At 43.6% G+C, this 21,183-nt stretch carries 9 protein-coding genes and 2 pseudogenes; 10 read left to right on the top strand and 1 reads right to left on the bottom strand.

Annotation, left to right across the window (positions count from 1 at the left end; all coding sequences use genetic code 11):
• Positions 1–217: 217 nt before the first annotated feature.
• The 10 genes and pseudogenes from GNF10_RS24630 to GNF10_RS24585 form a co-directional block, all read left to right on the top strand.
• Positions 218–1,549 (top strand): response regulator, encoded by a 1,332-nt coding sequence (locus GNF10_RS24630; RefSeq protein WP_185587072.1) that lies wholly within the window; start codon positions 218–220, stop codon positions 1,547–1,549.
• A gap of 146 nt (positions 1,550–1,695) precedes the next feature.
• The gene (locus GNF10_RS24625) at positions 1,696–2,058 is read left to right on the top strand and encodes a response regulator transcription factor (RefSeq protein ID WP_012408767.1); all 363 of its coding nucleotides are present in this window, start codon (positions 1,696–1,698) and stop codon (positions 2,056–2,058) included.
• Positions 2,059–2,072: 14 nt separating this feature from the next.
• Positions 2,073–2,606, top strand: a complete 534-nt coding sequence (locus GNF10_RS24620; RefSeq protein WP_185587074.1) for a chemotaxis protein CheW — start codon at positions 2,073–2,075, stop codon at positions 2,604–2,606.
• Positions 2,607–2,738: 132 nt separating this feature from the next.
• The gene (locus GNF10_RS24615) at positions 2,739–7,976 is read left to right on the top strand and encodes a GAF domain-containing protein (RefSeq protein WP_185587076.1); all 5,238 of its coding nucleotides are present in this window, start codon (positions 2,739–2,741) and stop codon (positions 7,974–7,976) included.
• Positions 7,977–7,991: 15 nt separating this feature from the next.
• The gene (locus tag GNF10_RS24610; RefSeq protein WP_185587078.1) at positions 7,992–11,120 is read left to right on the top strand and encodes a hybrid sensor histidine kinase/response regulator; all 3,129 of its coding nucleotides are present in this window, start codon (positions 7,992–7,994) and stop codon (positions 11,118–11,120) included.
• Between the two features lie 53 nt (positions 11,121–11,173).
• Positions 11,174–11,579 (top strand): annotated as a pseudogene (locus tag GNF10_RS24605) (four helix bundle protein).
• 100 nt (positions 11,580–11,679) lie between these two features.
• The gene (locus tag GNF10_RS24600; protein WP_311774208.1) at positions 11,680–12,666 is read left to right on the top strand and encodes a chemotaxis protein CheW; all 987 of its coding nucleotides are present in this window, start codon (positions 11,680–11,682) and stop codon (positions 12,664–12,666) included.
• Positions 12,667–12,695: 29 nt separating this feature from the next.
• Entirely contained in the window at positions 12,696–13,946 is a 1,251-nt protein-coding gene (locus GNF10_RS24595) for a GAF domain-containing protein (protein ID WP_185587082.1), read from the top strand.
• Positions 13,947–13,984: 38 nt separating this feature from the next.
• Positions 13,985–16,219 carry a chemotaxis protein CheW gene (locus tag GNF10_RS24590; RefSeq protein WP_185587085.1) on the top strand — a complete coding sequence of 745 codons (2,235 nt, stop codon included), beginning with the start codon at positions 13,985–13,987 and terminating at the stop codon, positions 16,217–16,219.
• Positions 16,220–16,434: 215 nt separating this feature from the next.
• Positions 16,435–16,878 (top strand): annotated as a pseudogene (locus tag GNF10_RS24585) (ISNCY family transposase); the annotation flags it as partial.
• Between the two features lie 223 nt (positions 16,879–17,101).
• Here GNF10_RS24585 and GNF10_RS24580 read toward each other — a convergent pair.
• Entirely contained in the window at positions 17,102–20,857 is a 3,756-nt protein-coding gene (locus GNF10_RS24580) for a DUF2610 domain-containing protein (protein ID WP_179076911.1), read from the bottom strand.
• Positions 20,858–21,183: the final 326 nt, after the last annotated feature.

Raw genomic sequence — 21,183 nt, 5'->3', positions numbered from 1 at the left:
ATTAATAATTAGAAAAAGAGCTTATATCTTTGTTCAAGCTTCCGGTTTTGAACTTTAAAAATATCCAGATTGGAAAGGGATATAACAAACTGGGATAGCTCAATCAAGGTTTTGAACTGAGCTATTGGCAATCGCACATAAAGTTAGTAAGCTGGATTGTTTAAGCAATTTTAATTTAAATGCAAAACTCAAGATATATAAGGAGGTGCGATCTATTGTGAATCAATTGATCGAGCAACTTCAAACTAAATTATTTACAGGCAGGCTAAATCTTGAAGCCAGGGATGGGCCGACTTGGACACTATATTTTCGTTTAGGACGATTAATTTGGCAGGCTGGCGGTTCTAATGCCGATGAGCGATGGCGACGACACTTGTTGCGGTACTGTTCTAATCTGGATGTGACACAGTTGGAGCAGCTTGTCTCTCCCCAGGAAAATTACCGCGAGTATTCCATTCTTGCTAAGTTGCGAGAACAAAAATTAATCGAACAACAACAACTAGTTAGCCTGATTGCAAGCTCAATAGCTGAAGTCCTGTTTGATATCATGCAGTACATTGAAGCCAAAAGAAATGGCGACAATCCAGCAGGGCAGTTATCACATACTACCGTTGTTGGTGAAGTTCCTGGGGTTCTCTTAGCTGTAATACCAACTGAGGAAGTCTTGAAAAAGGCTACACAAGCCTGGCAAAAATGGCGAGATGCAGGACTGGCTAGTTACTCGCCCAATTTATTTCCGATCATTCAACAAATTGAGCTACTCCAAGGACAAGCATCCTCTAAACAGATTATTGCTCTAGTTGATGGCACAAAAACTTTACGAGGTCTAGGGCAAAAAAGCGGTCGGGATGTCTTAGCTTTGACTCGGTTATTGATGACATTGGTAAAAACAGGGGCGATCGCTTTTTCACCTACCCCAAAGCTCAGGCAGGTTGTGATTAGTAAAGAAACTGGCAATCCGTCCAGTGCAGTTAATAATTCCAATTCTTCACTAAAGACAGAAGAGGATACTGTTATACAAGTTGCACCCAATTTCAACAAAGTTGCTCCCCCAGCGACTAGCAAAGAAATTGTCAGTCCGTCCAATGCAGTTAATAATTCCAATTCTTCATTGAAGAAAGAAGAGAAGACTATTTTACAAGTTGGCCTCCCAGCGGCTAGCAAAGTAATTATTGATGTCTCAAGACCTTTAGTAGCTTGTGTGGATGATAGTCCGACGATCTGTCTCAGTTTGGAGGAATTTCTCACCCATCAAGGTTATCGCTTTGTTGGCATTCAAGATTCCTTGACGGCAGTTTTAAACCTAATTAAAAGCAAGCCAGACTTCATTTTTTTGGATCTTTTGATGCCAAAAGTGAATGGCTATGAAATTTGTTCTCAAATCCGTAAAACTCCAAGTCTCAAAAATGTGCCGGTTGTCATCTTAACGGGGAAAGATGGAATAGTAGATCGGATGCGAGCAAAATTAGTAGGAGCAACTGACTTTTTAGGTAAACCTGTAGAACAAGACAAAGTACTGAATATGCTTCACAAGTATTTAAGTGTTTAGGGTCAAGCGGTAGTCATATCAGTGGCTCCCCTACATCCATTTTCAAAACCGATTGTTGATGGTAAATTTCTCCCTAAATCTAGCTTGGTGTTAATTTATTTGTCGCCATTATTTTTCAAATTCTGAATTAAATAGTTAGGAAAAAAATGAAAAAAGTTCTTTTAGTTGAAGATAGCCTCACAGAATCCGAAAAGATGACACGTTACCTAGAGCAAGGAGGATATTCAGTTTATGAAGTTCGTAGTGGTGAAGAGGCTCAACTTAGGTTGAAACAACAAAAACCTGACTTAATCTTACTGGATTTGATTTTGCCAGGTCAAAGTGGATTTGAGTTCTGCCGCAAGTTAAAAGCCGATCCGACAACAAAAGGAATCCCGGTAGTGATTTGCTCAACTAAAAACACAGATGTTGATAGAACTTGGGGCAATATGAGTGGCGCTGATGGCTATTTAGTCAAACCTGTAGACGAAAATACCTTGCTCCAGACTGTTAGTAAATTTATTCGCTAAAGGAAACTGGGGCAATGGTACAGAGCAATGATAGCTTTTCTTCGCTACCCATTAATAGCCAATTTCGACTTGAAAACTCTTCCCAAGGAAACAACCAGAGGTTTTTAAGATTTCCGTTGAATGGAAAGGTAAATGGGTTACTCCCATTAGCTGATTTGCGGGGAGTAATTCAGGTTGCACTGACCGAGATTTTACCAGTACCGCAGGTAGCAGAATTCTTATTAGGCATAATGAATTGGCGGGGAGAAGCGATCTGGATTCTTGATTTAGCAGGTTTGTTGGGAGCAACACACTGGTGTCGGCGGGAAAGTGTGCGAAACTCTGGCATGGCGATGCTTGTTCAAGTCCAGAATCAAACCGTCGGGCTGTTGGTGGAGCAAGTCAATACTATTGAAGTTCATGACCCCCAAGAGCGGTTAGCAATTTCGACATCGATGTTACCTGCCCGACTAGGCTCGTTCTTACAGGGTTACTTTGTGGATTCTCAAGGTAGCCCTTTGATGTTACTTGACACCCAGGTTGTGATTCAAGCCCTCCAGCCTCTTTAAAGTTCAGAGCTTCCTATACAACGCCAAGGGCGGATGCACAAAGGCTTTTGGACGCTGAAGCCGTTCTAAAAAAATTAGCGCCCTAAAGCATTCTACTTATTAACTCCGACAACCTTCATAGCAAGAAAGATCATGGTAATGCATACACCCAGCCAACCTCGCTCAAATTCCAGCAACGGTTATAAGGAAACCGATAACGGGCATACCGTTGATGTACCAGCAAAACAGCAAATCACCTCCGCTCTAGAAGAATTACGAAATGAATTGGATCAAGCTGATTGGGTGGAAACAGGGCCATTGCGAGAGAGAATCCGCAAGTTAAAAGAACTGCTAAGTGTGTTGCCATATCAAGACGGAGGAGATGGATTAGAGGTAGAACAAGTACAGGCGATCGCTAGCAAAATCCGCCAATTTTCCGATCTAGATACCTTGCTTGCCACTGCTGTCATAGAGGTACAAAGCGCACTGCAAGCCGATCGTGTGGTGCTTTATGAGTTTACGAATCCGACGCTGGGGATAGTTGTTGCGGAGGCGATGAGGGATGGCTTTACCCCAATGCTGAAGGAAAAACTGCCCGCCGTCACTTTTGGGTTAGGTTCTGCCAAGCTTTATCAACAAGAAAAATTAGCTGCGATCGTAGATACTCATACTGCAAGCTTGTCCCCTTACCAAAAGCAGCTCGTGGAGCGGTTTCAGGTAAGAGCTTGTTTGAGTTTGCCGATTTTAGCAAAAGATGGGGTTTGGGGTTTGTTGGTAGTGCAGCAATGCACTGCTGCTCGCCAGTGGCAGAATGTTGAAATTCAGCTACTAAAATTAATCGAGCAGGAATTAGAAGCGCAACTGCAAGTTGCCGCGATTCAGGCTGCATTGCAACAAGAAGTGGAAAAAGACCAAATCCTTACTCGTGTAGCGAATAAAATTCTCCAGTCCAAAGATGCGGATACCATCTTTCGCGTTGCCACCCAAGAAGTGCGACAGTCACTAAAATGCGATCGCGTCGCAATTTATCGTTTCCAGCCAGATTGGAGTGGGGAATTTGTAGCTGAATCTGCTGGATCTGAGTGGGTTTCTCTATTAGAAGAACAGCGAAAGAACCCAGCAATTGTCAATAACGTTAACTATTGCAGTGTTAGGAACCTTGCAGACGAAGGGGGATTAGCTGGGACAACGGGGCGATCGCACAATGCAGATAGCTACATTCAGCACACCCAAGGCAAAAATTTCCATCGCGGACAGATTTATCGAGTCACTAATGATATCTACAGTGCTGGTTTTTCTGACTGCTATATCAAAATTTTAGAAACCTATCAAGCCAAAGGATACATTATTGTTGCTATCTTCCAAGGAGAAAAGTTGTGGGGCTTGCTCGCTGCCTATCAAAATTCTCAGCCTCGTCAGTGGAAAGATAGTGAAGTTCGACTGATGGTGCAGGTTGCATCTCTGTCTAGTATTGCGATTCAACAGTTGCAATATCAGCAACAACTTTATAATCGCTCTGAGGAGTCAGCCAAACTTGTTGAACGAGAACGTACTGTTTTCGGCATTATTGAAAAGATTGGGCAAGCAACAGATCTTCGCACCCTTTTCCGGATTACGACCCAAGAGTTGCGGCGATTTTTAAAATGCGATCGCGTTGTCGTTTATCAATTTCATCCAGACTGGAGTGGAGAAGTTATTGCTGAATCTGTAGGTGCTGGTTGGTCGTCACTGGTGGAGATGCAGGAACAAGACGGCATTTTAAAAACAGGTTTGATATCTTCAGAACGTTGCAATATTAAGGATTATGGCTCCCCTGTTAAAGCTGATGCCGATACCTATCTCAAGGAAACGCAGGGTGGAATGTACGCCAAAGGAACGCGCTTCCGTAAAGTCAACGATATTTCTGCTGCTGGTTTTTCACCTTGTTATTTAGAATCATTAGAGAAGTTCCAAGCCAAAGCATACATCATTGTTCCTATCTTCCGTGCTGGTAATCTTTGGGGTTTGTTAGCAGCCTATCAGAATTCTGATGTTCGGAAATGGACTGAGGAAGAGACCGGTGCTTTGTTGCAGATCGGCGAACCGTTGAGTATTGCCCTCCAGCAAGCTGAATATATCGAACAGCTGCGGTTAAAAAATCTAGAAATGACACAAGTAGCTGAAGTAGAACACGCGATCGCGCGAATGACGGATAGAATGCGTCATTCCCAACAACTAGAAACAATTTACCGTACTACCTTGGCAGAATTGCGGCAGTTGTTCAAATGCGATCGCCTAGCAATATATCGCTTCAACTCTGACTGGAGTGGTGAATTTATTGCTGAATCTGTCGGAACTGACTGGGTGCCTCTGGTTGGCCCCGATATCAAGACCGTATGGAAAGACGAACACCTACAGCAAACCGAAGGCGGGCGCTATCGCAACAATGAAACTTTTGCCGTCAATGATATCTATACTGTTGGTCATGCCCAGTGCCACATCGACCTGTTAGAGCAGTTCCAGGCTAAAGCCTACACCATCGCCCCTATTTTTGCTGGAAACAAACTTTGGGGTTTGTTAGGAGCTTACCAAAATAACGGCCCGCGCCAGTGGAATTCCGAGGAGGTGCGATTAGTGACCAAATTGGGCATTCAATTGGGGTTAAGCGTGCAGCAAGCCGAGTACATCGGAGAACTGAAAACGAAGAATGCAGAGTTGGCGCGGGCAGCAGAAGAGGAACAAGTGCTGACAGGGATGGTGGAAAAAATTCGCCAAGCTCAAGAGGCAGATACAATTTTCCTGAATGTGCTGCCAAGTTTACGCAAACAACTACACTGTGATCGCCTGGCAGTATTTCGCTTTCATCCCGACTGGAGTGTGGAGTTTGTTGCCGAATCCGTAAAAGATCAATGGCTGTCTTTAGCTGATTCCGACATCAAAACGATTTGGATGGACGAACATTTACAAGAAACTCAGGGCGGACGCTATCGCAATCATGAAACCTTTGTTGCCAATGATATTTACACTGTCGGTCACGTTCAGTGCTACCTAGAGATATTAGAAAAAATCCAGGCCAAAGCTTACGCGATTGCTCCGATCTTTATTGGAAACAAACTCTGGGGCTTTTTAGGAGCATACCAAAATACTGGCCCTCGGCAGTGGAAATCTAAGGATGTACAACTGTTGCGAAAAGTAGCTGTGCAAATGGGTATAGGCTTGCAACAGGTTAGGTATATCGAACAGCTCAAGAAGAAGAATGCAGAGTTAGCCAGAACCGCAGAAGGGGAACGAGCATTAACACGGCTGTCAGAAAAAATTCGCCAAGTTCAAGAGCTAGATACGATTTTCCGCAATGCCCTACCAGAATTGCGATCGCATTTGGAATGCGATCGTCTCGCAGTGTATCGCTTCAATCCAGATTGGGGTGGGGAGTTTATTGCCGAATCCGTAAGTCGTGAATGGGTGGCTTTGGTTGGTCCCGATATCAGAACTATATGGGAAGACGAACACCTACAACAAACCCAAGGTGGACGCTATCGCAACAACGAGACGTTTGTGATTAATGACGTTTACACTGCTGGGCATGCCCAGTGCCACTTGAAAATTCTAGAGCAATTCCAGATTAGAGCCTATATCATTACCCCGATTATTGCCGGAAACAAGCTCTGGGGTTTGTTAGGAGCTTATCAAAATAGCGGACCGCGGCAATGGCAAGAGAATGAAGTCAACTTGGTAGCAAAAATCGGCACGCAGTTTGGGGTTGCCGTTCAACAATCGCAATACTTACAACAAACCTTAAGCAAGAATGAGGAACTGATCAAACTAGCAGAACGGGAAGTAGCAAACGCCCGATTTTCCTATCGCCTGCCAAGTCGGTTAACAGAGATGGCCCAAAGTCATGGTAATGTTCTGGAATTTATCCAGTTTGCAACCCACGAACTTCGTCAACTGCTGAAAGTAGATCGAGTTGGAGTTTACCGTTTTGAGCCTGATTGGTCTGGAGAATTTGTAGTTGAGTCTGTGACTGGGGATTGGCCTAAGTTGGTGGGAACTAGCCTTGCCAAAGTTAGAGATACCTATCTCCAGTACAACCAAGGAGGGCGTTATGTCCGCAAAGAAAGTTTGCAGGTTGGCAATATATATACTGTCGGTCATGACGAATGTCACATCCAATTGTTAGAAATGTGGGGAACTAAAGCCTACATGATTTCTCCGATTTTTCAAGAAAATCGGCTATGGGGGCTGATGGGAGTTTATCAAAATAGCGCACCGCGCCAGTGGGAGCAATCGGAGGAGGATGTTCTCAACCAAGCCAGCGTCCAGATTGGTATTGCCCTCAATCTTGCAGACTACCTAACACAGGTGCGTACTCAAGAGCAGCAACTAGCAGAAGCAGCAGAGCGCGAACGCACCGCCCGCGAAAAACTGCAACAAGGAGCAATCCGCGTTCTCATGGCTTTGGAACCATCCTTCAGAGGCGATCTTACCGTTCGAGCGCCCCTATCTGAAGATGAAATTGGGACGATCGCCGATGGTTACAACACTACGATCCAAAGTTTGCGAGATTTAGTGCGACAAGTGCAGATTGCTGCTGGTAGAGTGAGTGAAACTTCCAGCGATAATACGATCTCAGTAGTGAAACTATCTGACCAAGCTCAACAGCAGGCAGAACGCCTCGAACACGCTCTGGAACAATTACAAATTATGGTAACTTCCACCCAGATAGTCGCTGCTGATGCCCAAAAAGTAGGACAGGCGGTGCAAAGAGCTAATAACACCGTCCAAGCTGGTGATTCCCTGATGGAAAGAACCGTAGATGGCATTTTGGAGATTCGGGAAACCGTGTCTGAAACAGCGAAGAAAATTAAACGCCTCGGTGAAGCTTCTCAGAAAATCTCGAAAGTAGTGAGTCTGATTGAAAACTTTGCCACTCAAACTAACTTGCTGGCACTCAATGCTGCGATCGAGGCTACCCGTGCTGGAGAGTATGGCAAAGGCTTTGCGGTGGTTGCAGATGAAGTTCGTTCCCTGGCTTATCAGTCGGCTAGTGCCACCACAGAAATTGAGCGACTCGTGCAAGAAATTCAAGCTGGCACCAACGAAGTTACCGAAGCAATGGAAATAGGGATTAGCCAAGTTGTCCAAGGCTCGAACTTGATCGATGAGACTCGTCATTCCCTGAGTGCGATCGTAGTAGCTACCAACGAAATTGGTGGACTGGTACAAGGAATTACCCAAGCAGTTTCCCATCAAAGTCAGCAATCTCAGATGTTGACAGAGGCGATGATGGATGTTTCGGCGATCGCCCGCAAGACTTCAGAAAGTGCCATCCACATTTCCGAGTCTTTTGAGGAACTACGGATGACTTCACAACAACTGGAAACCAGCGTTAGCCAGTTCAAAGTTGACTAATCTCGCAAAACTGTTATGAACCCCGATCCCAGTAATCAAGAGCAGGCTTTTCTTGCGGAAGCGGCAGAGTTGTTACAAACCATTGAGCAGAATTTGATCGGTCTACTTGATGAAAAAACAATAGAAAAAGTTCATGCTTTGATGCGAAGCGCCCATACGATCAAAGGGAGTGCTGCCAGTGTTGGGCAAGAAACTATTCAGACAATTGCCCATCATTTGGAAGATGTATTCCAGGCGTTATACGCTCCAGAATTGGAAATTGATCCAGAACTGGGTGCTTTGCTTCTAGATGCTTATGAGTGCCTGCGAACTCCATTGAGTGCAGCCTTGATGGGCTTATCCTGCAATGAGGCGGAAATACTCGATCGCACTGCCTCAATCTTTGCTCAACTCCAACATAAACTAGGCGACTTTTTTGGTCGTGAGGCTCCGCTTCCCAGTTCGGAAGAACTTGGCTTTGATGTCGTAGAGTCAATCTTTTCCGGGAGTGTACTCCAGGATTTGCAACAGCTGGAAACTGACATCCAAAGCCAAGATCCGCAACAAATCCAAACAACACTCAACTCCCAAGCAGAATTTTTTGTCGAACTAGCAGCATCTTATGGCTTATCTGGATTGGAAGAAATTGCCCAGGCGACCCTAAACGCGCTCAAAGCACATCCAAACAAAGTATTGCAAATCGCTCAGGCGGCTTTAGAAAATTTTAAAGCAGCTCAAACAGCAGTACTTGCAGGCGATCGCACTCAAGGGGGAGAAATATCTCCACAATTGCGAGAATGGGCAGGACTAACTACTCCTGTCCCAGAACCGCAAGGGCAGCCAGTTGCGATCGCTGCCCAACCCACACAAACGACTACAACTGAGAATCAACCATCTCCCCTCCTCAGTGCCAGCGAAGCGGAATCAATTTGGTCGTTTTTCCCGAAGCGGACTGATAACTCCGTACCGAAAACACCGGAGGTACTGGCACCTATTTCTCAGGATTCGGTAGTAGCTCCCTCTGCCATAGATCGGATTTTACAGTCAATCTGGATCGGAGATCCACAGACATCCTGCCGATACTCAGACTCAGATCGGCCAGCCTCTCCACCACCAGCGCCAAGCCTCCAGGCTCAGTCATCAGCATCACTTCCCAGTATCCGAGTCGCGATAGAACAGCTCGATCGCCTCAGCCATACAATTGGGGAATTGCTAATCAGCGAAAACCAACAAAACCTGCAATCTAACCACATCCACAAAGCAGCGCAAGACACCCTACTACAGTTTTTGTACTGTCAACAACAACTTAGTAAAGTTTTTACTTGGTCGGATCGACATCTGCTGCTTCCCGAACGCAAGCAGCGACATATCCATGGATCTCCACGAGTTATCTCTGCTACCGAGGCACAATCCAATTTTGATGCCTTAGAAATGGATAACTATAGCGAGTTGCACATTCTCCTGCAAAATCTGACAGAAGACATGGTGCAATTAGGAGAACAGATTGAGGCTGTTAATGGCTTAGTTCAGCAATCTCGCTTCAGTCTCGGAAAGCGCAAGCAACTGCTTTCAGGAGCGCAGGAAGATTTGCTGCAAGCCAGAATGGTTCCACTGGGAACAGTGTTGAATCGATTACCCCGCCTCCTGCAACAGATGGTAGCAACTTATCATAAGCCTGTTGAACTCAAGCTTGGCGGTACGAAGGTGCTGGTGGATAAAGCCATTTCTGAGCAGTTGTACGATCCGTTGCTGCACATGATTCGCAATGCCTTCGATCACGGCATTGAACCGGTAGAAACCCGTCGCCAGCAGGGTAAACCAGAAACCGGAACAATTACAATTAAAGCCTATCATCAAGGCAACCGCACTACTATTGAGGTACGGGATGATGGTCGAGGCTTTAACTGGGAATCGATTCGTCAGCGAGGTATAGAAAAACACCTGCTGACTCCCGAACAAGCCGCCTACGCCTCAGAAGACCAACTGGCAGAGTTATTATTTGAACCAGGCTTTTCTACCGCCAACCAGGTTGGTGAGTTATCTGGCCGTGGTATCGGCTTAGATGTCGTTCGCACTCAATTGCAAGCTTTACAAGGTTCGATTGTGGTGCGATCGCTTTCAGGGCAGGGAACCACCTTCATGCTGCAATTGCCTCTGAGCTTGACAACGGCACGCTTGCTCGTTTGTCAATCTCAAGGTATTACTTATGGCTTGCTGTCTGAAGGAGTTAGCCAGGTTTTATTACCGCAGCCAGAGCAGATTCAAGTCCAGCAATCTTTACACGGGCAAGGTAGCCAAAAATACTGGCAGTGGGGAGAAGGGCAAAATCAGCAATTAGTTCCCATCCGCTCGCTTGCCAATTTGCTGGATTACAAATATTCTTTATTCACCCAAGACCACAATTTAAATCTAAGTCCTTTTCCAGTCAAACAACGGAACACCGTCGAACCTCTGCTGCTGTTGGAAACAGAGCATCAATACCTGTGTTTGCAAGTCGATCAGATTTTAGTCGAGCAGGAATTAGTAATTAAATCCCTCGGCAGAGCCCTGACTTTACCTAGTTACATCCAAGGCTACAGCGTGTTGGGAAATGGTAGTCTGACCCTAATCGTTGACCCGTTGGAGTTAGTTCGGCAAACTTGGGAGACAGATATGATGCCGACTTCCCCAGCATCAAGTCTTGCAATATTGCCCGCGCCTGAGCCTGTTCTTGCTCTAGAGGCGCAGCAATCCGCAACTATAACGCAACCGCAGCAACAACCGATAGAAGTCAATACAGCCGTTGCTCAACCTAACCGACTGATGGTGTTAGTCGTGGAAGATTCGGTTGTACAAAGGCAAAGTTTGGTGCAGACGCTCCAGAAAGCCGATTATCAGGTGTTGCAAGCAGGCGATGGTCGAGAGGCGATCGCGCAAATACTGCAACACGGTGATGTTGATTTAGTGATTTGTGACATTGAAATGCCGCGTATGAATGGATTTGAGTTTTTAGAACACCGTCGCCAAGACGAGCGTTTGTCCGGGATTCCTGTGGTTATGCTAACTACTCGTAGCGGACAGAAGCACCGCCAATTAGCTTTGGGTCTAGGAGCAAAAGCTTACCTGACCAAACCCTATTCAGAACAGAACTTCCTCGCCACGATCGCTGAACTGGTTCATACCTGAGATAAGGCAGGGAGCAGAGGGGCAGGGGAGCAGAGGAGTAGATGGAGATGGAGATGGAAAAAGAACCAATTAAAAATCATCAAGACTTGAAAGTTTATCAAATGGCATTTGATGCAGCCATGAAAATCTTGGAACTCTCTAAAAAGTTTCCTGTCGAGGAGCGGTATTCATTAACTGATCAGATTCTTAGATCAGACGCTCGAAGGCTCGCTATCAAGTTCTGTTTGTGCAAATCTAGCTGAAGCTTGGAGAAAACGTAGATATGAAGCAGCTTTTGTGGCTAAACTCAATGACTGTGAAGCAGAGGCAGCAGAAACACAAACATGGATTGAATTTGCTGTTAAGTGCAATTATTTGGATGTTGAATTAGGCAGAGAATTACATGGAATCTACAATCGGATCTTAGGTGGTTTGGTAAATATGATTACTGACCCCTCACCTTGGCTAATGAAGCGTTAATATTCTTTCTCCCCTGCCCCCCTGCCCCCTAACCACAGTTTTCAACACCTACCGACTTATGCTTAACACTCCCTTTCCGTTTAAGCGATTATCTGGCGCTGTGAGCGAGCACGATTCACTACGAGTCGTTGTTTTTGCGATCGCAGACTATTTATTTGCTCTGCCAGTTGGTGCAGTTCTCAAGGTGATGGCTTGTCCCCCTATTAGTAGCAGTACGGTTGAAAGTGGTATCGGGATGGTTGATTTGGGAGCGCAAACGATCACAATTGTGGACTTACGCCAGAAGTTCATTCAGCAAATACAAGGCCAACAGCCGCATCAAGTTCCCTCTGTGGTTGATACTTCAGGGCGCTTCTTACTTCTGACTCAAACGCGGACTGGGGAAATTTGTGGCATTCCTGTGGACAAGCCCCCTGCCTTAATCGATATTCCTTTAGAAGCAGTGCGTCCGGTGCCGTGGTCTTATCGGCAAGTAGCGGAGTTAAGCTGTGTGAGCCACATGGCTGTTTTGCCTGTAGCACCAAATGAGGAACCACTCAAAGTACTTCTTCTAGGCATGAGCCAGATATTGGCTGATAAGTTGGGGTTGCCCGGAACAACCCCAACCTTGGCTGCTGGGCTGACATCAGGCGAACAACGGCAAAGATTTCTGCGTTTTTCCTTGGGCGATCGAGGAAGTGGATTGCTACCATTCCACTCATTACAGGATATTATTCATCTCGCTAGCCAAGAAATTTCCCCAGCCCCGGCCTTACCAAGTTGGATTTTAGGTTTCTATAATTGGCAAGGACAGATGCTACGGCTGGTTGACTTAGAACATTTGCTTGGTTATGCACCGCTTTTGAAGCGGCAGTCACGACCAGAAAAGCCAATGGTTCTGGTTATCGAACTGCAAAATCAGGTAATCGGGTTTTTGGTGGCTCATGTCTACGATGTAGAGTGGCAGGATTTACAACAAGCACAATCGGCACCAACCGACTTTTCCCCAAACAAACTGCTAAATTTTGTTCGAGGTATTCTGCCAGGCGATCGCTGGATTTTAGACACCAGAGCAATCGCCCAGACATTGCAATGGCAAACCCACTAATTTAACTTGATGCTGCCAAGGAGTTTTTTGTGACGATCGCAACCTTAGACCCTAATTCTGAAACCCAGCCTGTTGAAAATGAAATCCAGATAGAAGAAATTTTGGCTAATGTGGCTCTAATCAAAGCAGTCTTTCAATCTGCTAAGGGGCCAAAGGTCGCTCAATTGCAGCAGAAGGTGAGTCAAATCGAAGCTTTTATCCAAGCTTTGGCTAAGGATTCGCCCAGTGACAATGATGAAAATGTTCGAGGAGCTTTTCAACTCCAGCGAGAACAACTTGCGGCCATCGATCGGCAAATGCAGCAGACAAAAGGTCAAACCGCACTTTTGGAGGTTACAGTCACCGCCCTGCGAGATTTTCTCAACGCCGATCGCGTCCTGATTTATCGTTTTGAGGAAGATAATCGCAGTCGAGCGATCGCTGAAGCTATACAAGCAGGTTGGAGATCCTTGCTCAACCAATCCCTACCGATAAATTTGTTTGTTAATAAACCCGATGTTAGCGACGGACAAAACTTACTCAACAACCTAACTGAAGTATTAGAACTAACTCCCCGCCAACAGCAATTTTGGCAACGCTTTCAGGTGCAAGCTAGCCTGTGCTTGCCCTTGATTGTCAAACAACAGCCTTGGGGTTTGTTAGTTGTTCATCATTGCTTTCAACCCCGACAATGGCAGGAAGCAGAACGTAGTTTGCTGCAACAAGTAGGAATGATGTTGACAATTAACTTGCATTCGGCTGAAATAATAGCTCCACCAGCTCAACAGCTTGAATCCCTCGATCGGTCTGAGTTACTAGTGCCATTTCAACAGGTGAGCCAGGCTGTACAAGAAGGAGCAAGAATCGCCGAGCTTGCCGGCGAGCATTTAATGTCTATTCAAGATACTGTTGCTATTACTAATAAACAGCTGCAATACCTTGGTGAATTTTGCCAGCAAGCTTCTGGCTTTGTTCACCTTGTGGAAGGCTTGAGTACCAAAATTCAGGTTTTGTCCCTGAATACAGCCATCGAAGCCACAAAAACTAGCAAGCAGGAAAGAGGTTTGCTAGCTGCTGCCGAACAGGTGGAAATTCTTGCCCGTCAAGCCCGCGACAGCACCCTAAATATAGAGGAATGGTTCCAGGAACTCCAGGTGGCAGCAACAGACGTTGCTTCTGCTATCGAACCGTGCGATCGCCAAATCAGTGCTGGACTGGAGTCAATCGCCCAAATCCAAAAGCAATTTAGAGCGATCGCCGACATCGCTGCTTGTAGCCTCCAAACAATATCGAAGCCATAGAATTGTCACAAACCCCATAGAAACTGAGAGTTGCTTTCATGAGTACCGATTTTGTCCCCCAACCGCAGAACGATGATCCCTTTCTAGAAGAAGCGATCGATCTGTTACTGTTCTTGGAGCAGGAGTTGCCTAACTATACAAAAGACAGTAACCCTGGTACAGCTTTGGCTCTCATGGAAGCTGCTCACTCTCTGAATTCGATTGCCATAGCAGCTGAGTTAGATGCCATTGCCATAGTTGCGGCTGCACTAGAAGAGATTTTTCAGCTTCTGCATCAGTATCGGGCAACTGTCAACGCCCCAATCGCCTCCTTGTTGTCGGAAGGATTAGATTGCTTACAGATGCTGTTGATGGCATTTTTAACAGCCTCGCAAATTGACGAAGTAGAAATTCTGGAGCGGATGTCTGCCATTGTTGCTCGTCTACAAGCAGAGTTTGGCGGTTCCCAGCAAACAAATCTTGAGACATCGCTAGAGCAACCACAGGAACATCAACCAGTTATTCAGTTTGGCGATCACTTGACCGAGGTAGAATTTTCTGCGGCTCTTCCAGAGCAAGTTATGTTTAAAGATAAGGAAAGTCTTGATAGGAAACAAATAGATGGAACTAGCTCCCAGTCTGGCAGCCTTGTTCGCGTAGATACCGAGCAGCTTCCCATCAAAGTAGAGGAACTAACAAACCTGGAGGAGTATGGGGAAGAAGATTTTCATGCTTGGTTGGGGGATTTTTCTCTGCCTAATGAAACTTCTGTTGCATCCCTAGTTAAATCTGTTCGCGATCGCCATCCACTCTCTTTGCAAGAATCGATTTCTACCATTCTTGCAACAAGTATTCCAACCGCCACACCCATCAATATTAAGCATCTCGAACAACTAAACGCGCTAATTGCAACATTATTAATTAACTATAATCAGCAAGCTTGTCAGGAAGAACAACAGAAACATACCATCGGGCAGTTGCTCCGACAAGTTAAACGATTACAACACCTGCTGGATAATCTACAGGAATGGTCAGGACGTTTAGCAGCAATTTCAGATACCCTTTCTCCTCTCGCTGCTTCTCGCTCTCAGCAATTATACAGTACTCTGCAATCTGTTTTGGCTGAAGCATCTCAGGTGGAATCAACTGTTGATTCGCTGAATAACAATCATCATCAACTCAAACAAGAACTCCTACAGCAGGAAAAGTTACTGAACCATTCTGCCAATTTAGTCAAAAAAGTTACAACTATTCCTTTAAAAGTAGCTTTAGAACCTTTACATCGGCTTTGGTCTCAGTTACAAGCTCTACAAGATAAGTCTGCTAAACTACATTTACAAATTAGCGATATCCAAGTCGATCGGGCATTTAGCGATCGCCTCCATGCTCTCCTGTTACATATAAGTTGCTATTTACTAGAGCAGAGTATTGAGTCTTCCCAAACACGCCAACACCTTGGTAAAAATAGCAATGGTATCATCGAAATTCAAGTTTATCAGCAAGGAAATCAACTGATTATTGATGGCTGTGATGATGGCACAGGACTTAACTTATCTCAAATCTATCAACAAGCTTTAGCCCAAGGACTCGCCCTGACAAAACCAGGGGATATCTTACAAGAACTGGTAATTGAACCAGAGGTTTCATCTGTTTTGTGCGATCGCGCTGCCTTAGAGTTAGGAGTAGAATTAACTGAAGTTTGCAAGCAATTAACAGCTATTCAGGGAAGAATAGTATTGAAGTCTAAAGCTGGACATGGTACAGCCTTCTCCCTCCAAATTCCCCTCGATCAAAAAATTGCTCAACTTATCGTCTGTCAAGCTAACTCCAGAGTCTATGCATTTATTGCCGATTCTGTAGAGCAGATTTATCTATCCCAGTCCGAACAAATCATCCAAACTCAAGCGGGACGCATGTTATTATTGCAGTCTTATGGTAGATCCAGTGGCTTCCTTGGTTATGCTGATGAGCATCTAACAACAGAAATGCTCGTTCCTATCCACTTATTGACTGATGTGCTGATTTGTCCTAGCCACCTTCCCACCTCAGTTACTACTTACAGCACATATACACTAAATGCTTTCAAGCAGGATAAGCCTTTATTAGTATTTCGTTACTTAGACAAACGATGTGCTTTAGAAGTAGATTGCATCATTGGCAAGCAATCCTCTGCGATCCATCCTCTGGGGGAAGCAATTCCAGTTGCTGCTTATATCCAAGGAACTAGCATTGTTGCCAATGGGCAACTGAGCCTGGTTTTGGATGGTCAGCTTCTCACAAAATCTCTAACTTGAACTCAATACCTGCCGAAATGTTTGTTGCACATGAATTACAGCAATTTTAACTTAGCGTGGCAAAACTTACTAGAGAAGAGCGGAAATCCTGTAATCTTGACCTTGTAGCGAAATAATGGTGCAAAAACTTGGCAAGAAAAAGTTTAAAACCAGAGGCAACATCGTTTGAAGTACTCGATTGTGTTCAAAAAAAATGCCCCTCGTGCGGTCAAGCAATGTGGAATGAATACAATAATCCTCGACATATAAGAACGTTAAACGGGGTAGTAGAACTACAGCTAAAAATTCGTCGATGTCGAAATAAGTCATGTCTGCGGTATAAAAAAGCATATCGCCCAGAGCAAGAAGGGTCACTCGCTCTACCACAGAGCGAATTTGGTTTGGATGTGATTGCTTATATAGGAGCGTTACGATACCAGGAACATAGAAGTGTTCCCCAAATACACACTCACCTTGAATTAAAGGGTATATGTATAAGTCAAAGAACGGTCACGCACCTAATTGACAGATATGACGAATTACTTTCTTTATGGCTAAAAGATCATAAAAGGTTAAAAGCAATAGTGGCTAATCAAGGACGGGTGATATTAGCGATCGATGGAATGCAGCCAGAAATTGGATATGAAGTATTATGGGTAATTCGAGATTGCTTATCAGGTGGCTCGAATTACGCTCTCAATTGCAAAAACACCACAAAGCCAGAATTGAACAGTATCGATTTCGCAAAGACCCCAAGGGTTACTTGGCTAATTTAGAGAGTCGTCTTCTCTAGTAAGTTTTGCCACGCTAGGCTTTAACTTCAACACACCACTAGAACACAACCTTTTCAATTCAATGATGTAGTCCTTTACTATGAACCTACTTCTCAATCTGGTGGGAACATTAATCCTTAGTGGTTTCCTCTTTTTTATTTTTGTTGCCCACCGCATAAGCAGCTAAGTCTGGAAATGAAACATTATTTTCTACCGCTATCTTATGGAGTTTTCTAAAAGAATCAGCAACATCAACTGGTATTGTTATTCCTCTAGCTTGTTTTAACCATTCAACTTGGTCATCAATTCCCTTGTATGGATAGTCAAGTGGTTTTTGATACACAAAAACATGAAAAGGAAACTCCATACCGGAATCTTTGATTGGAATAGTGAATCTTTTCATAGATTGCTTAGATGCTAGAGTTTCTAGTGCTTCAGCCCGTGAATTGTCAACCTGCACACCCAATCCTTCTTGATACATCCGTGCCAACAGTTTAGAACCTTCTTTTTTCCCCCAGCGTGAAGTGTATTCAAGTATAGGTTTTGCCTTTTCAAACCTATCTTTCTCAAATAGAAGTTTTCCCGTATGGTAATATGCACCCAAGATATTATCATGTAAGTAGAAATCAAACGAATGTTTCTCAAAAATCGGAAGACAAATATCGTTAATTGTTTTAAAGTCTTCCAGAACATCCTCAATATTTTCACTTTCATAGTTAATTTTCAGCCGTGTTGCATAAGCACCACACACCCAAGCATAACGCTCATCGTAAGTAGATGTGTCTTTGAGAATATTTGTCTTTGAGAAGCGACTTATGACTTCGTTCACATTCGCAAGATTTTCTTGAGGATTTGATTCTTTTTTGAAGCCTTCTAATTTATGGTAAACACTATCTGCTGCAATTAAAGCTATCTCTGGTGAATCACTAAAAACATCATTACTTTTTCCTATGGCAGCTATAATTTTTCCAAAAATATTTTTCTTTTCTACAGCACTATCATAGCTAATTAAATGATCTCGTATATTTGTATAAACTGTTTTTAGTGTCGATACATTAACAGGAAGAGTGTTTCCATTTCCCACCACATCTAACCAATCTGTTAGTACCATATTAAAATATCGATTTGCTGCTTCTTTGTCGCCTCGTTGAAATTTCTCTATATTTATTAAACGAGATGTAATGTAAGCTCGTAACAACTTGAATTCAACATTTGAAGGTTCCATCCGAACAAAAAAGTTAAGATCCCCTCTCACATCAAGTAATTTTGCAATATTTTCATCAGGTGTTCCTTGAAGGCTCTCATCGTAAGCACAATTAACAATTGTGTTTACAAAAGCTGCGGTAAAATTTCCTGACCGATCTACTTTGACAATTTCACAACTTTCCTTTTGATACCTATCTGCTTCTTCTGTTGGCATTAATGATTCAGGGGTTAGGGATAAATTTTTCACATATACCGCGAGAGTACCCTTGAACCTAACATCATCTTTGTCCAGAGACACAGCTTTCCTAGCAAACTCTACAGATAAACGTTGATGTTTCAATGATTTTTCATCATCATTTTTCTCCTTATATAATCTTGATAAACCATTTTCCAGTCCAGCAATTGAACGAATCAATTCAGGGCTTTGCTCTCCTGTATAACTATTCACAAATGAATTTGCCGTACTCAAGATAGACTCAGCTTCATCAAGATATCCATAGTTCATCCGATTCCAAGCATAAGAGAGTGCTATTTCATTTAAAAGCTGGAGCAATTTTGGAGGAACTGTTCCTGTTCCTGAAGCCGAAAACTTTTCCGTAGCAGCTTTTGCCTTCTCGAAAGCCAACCTTAATTGTTTTTGTGCCCCAATACTATCTCCTATTTTTTCTGAAGAACTTCCAATTCGATAGTGAGCTTCAGCACTTTGCCAGAAGTTGCTAGATTGATTATTTTGAATTATGTAATCATGGTAAGGCAAAAATAATTCAAATAACTCCTTCTGAATGGGGGCAAAACCAATAATTTCCTCACTTTTTTCTCCTTGAACTACTTCAGAAACTTCACTTATAAGTTTGGTCATTTCAGCTAAATTTTGATTGGCTTTATCTCTAGCAACAAGGGCACTACCCATTCCTGCTAAAGCTAGCAATAATGTTCCTCCTAATCCAAAAGTAAAACGACGTAATTGTTTGGCGTTACGAGTTTGTATGTCAGCTTGCTTTCTTTGCGCTTCAGCTAACTCTTGAGCCTGTTCCAATTCTCGTTGCCGTTGGGCTTCCTTTTCCCGAGTTTCACGTTCCCAAAAGTTTTGACTTTGGCACAGTAGGTCTTCTGCTGTCTCATCTAGAGTTAAAAACTCTCGCTGACTATTAATAATGTTGTATTTGTCCTCATTTAATAGCGTGCTAAAACGCTTAAAAGCTTCAACCTCCTGATTCAGCAACTCCTGAGCGGCTTTTTGGGCTTGTACTTCTGGGTCAATATCTATTTCATCCAGTAAATAATCGTGAGCTAATTCATAACTAGCTTCATCAGTTTCTTTGTCCTTTTCCACATTGATCAGTCGGCTTTCCACTAATTGAGCTAGTAGGTTATCTAAGCTATCGACAGTAATAATATAATTAGCTAGCATAGCAGCCAAATTACTGCGAGTGCGGCGAATACGGTGTCGTTCGGAAGAAACCAAAGCGATCAGCAATTGGCGAGCCAGTTCTCGTTCATGTTTGGTTGGCAAGGTGCGCTCTAACACCTGGTTCAAGTGACCACGCAAAATTCCTTCGGCTCGACCCTCCTCCTCATACATTTGCTGAGTAATGCTCAAAGATACATGAGGGTTGACAGCCTGCTGTTCTATGAAAACTTGGTATAGAGATGAACAAACCAATTGAATTTGTGGTGGGGTAATCTCATTATCTTGCCCTTTGAGGTCAGCTAACAACTGGTCAACTAAAGATAATTCAAAGCTAACCCCTTGCTGAATAGCTGGTTCAACAATAACAGCTTCAGCCTCAGCCAGAGTTAAACGGTTGAGACGGTAATCATTATCAAAAGGATTTTTAATACGGGGGCGGAAGTTAGCTAAGTTGCCAAAAAACTCACTACGCAAGGCTAACACCCAACGTACATTAAGGCTGTCATCTTCTAGACAGTCAGCTAGATCATTGATAAAGGTGATTCGGTCTGATTCCTCTTTTAGTAAAGTAAAGAACTCCTCAAACTGATCAAGCAGTAAATATAGAGTCGCAGACTGACCTAACACTCCAGTTACTTGATGTAAGAACTCACGCAGAGAGGACTCAGCCAAATTGGGTGTTAGTGCCAGATTAGGCAAAAACGCCTGTTTGATTTTTAGACTAGGTGGAGTATTGTAAGAACGAAGATTAACAGGTAAATGGCCAGCTGCAATTAGCCTGGGTGCAATTCCTGCTTGTAGAAGCGAACTCTTCCCAGAACCCGACTCAGCCTGCAAGACAGTCAAGCGTCCTCGTTGCAGACATTGCAGCATTTCGGAAATAGCTCGTTTGCGGCCAAAAAAAAGCTCGGCATCGTTAAGGTTATAAGATAGTAAACCCTTATACGGGCTACAAACATCCTTATTAACGTTTGCTATAGCAATGGATTTCAATCTTTCAGCAAAAGCTGTAACACCTCTAGCTAAGTGTTCAGCTTCAAAAGCATGGCGATCTCTAGCCTCTTCAATAGCTGTTTGTGCTCGCTCAACAAACGCACTAATATTTTGAACGACTTCCTGCCGACCAATAATTTTAATATCTTGTTCAGTGGTAGTAGAGTTATCAACATGATTATTATCACCTTGTACAACTTTACTCTCATTGCCTTGAGCTGTGTAGTTTTCGCTACCTTCGACAAACTGACTAGCTTTACTGATTGGTTGATTCATAACTCTTCCTAGCTGAATAGACCTCTTGCAGAATTACTTTTGTGTTGTATATTTAAGAAAATATGAATTGAGAATAGTGAGGTTAAAATTTTTGGCAGCAATAGCGAGCGCTAGTTCTTGGAGTTTTAGTTTTTTGTTATTTTGCATCTTTATTTCTGCTACTCTTAATTTACCAAAGAAGGTTAATCATAGGATGAATATTTTCTATTCAATAAATAATATTCAATACAAGATACATCATTGATTATTGTTACTAATTCTAGTAAAGCCAATCAAACACATTCTCGCTAATTAAATACGTATGTACTACTGATTAGCGATCGCAC

This window comes from Nostoc sp. UCD121 (genome assembly GCF_014222285.1).
Classification (GTDB): domain Bacteria; phylum Cyanobacteriota; class Cyanobacteriia; order Cyanobacteriales; family Nostocaceae; genus Nostoc.
Note: the sequence above shows the minus strand (reverse complement) of the source record. Positions and strands in the feature narration are given on the sequence as shown.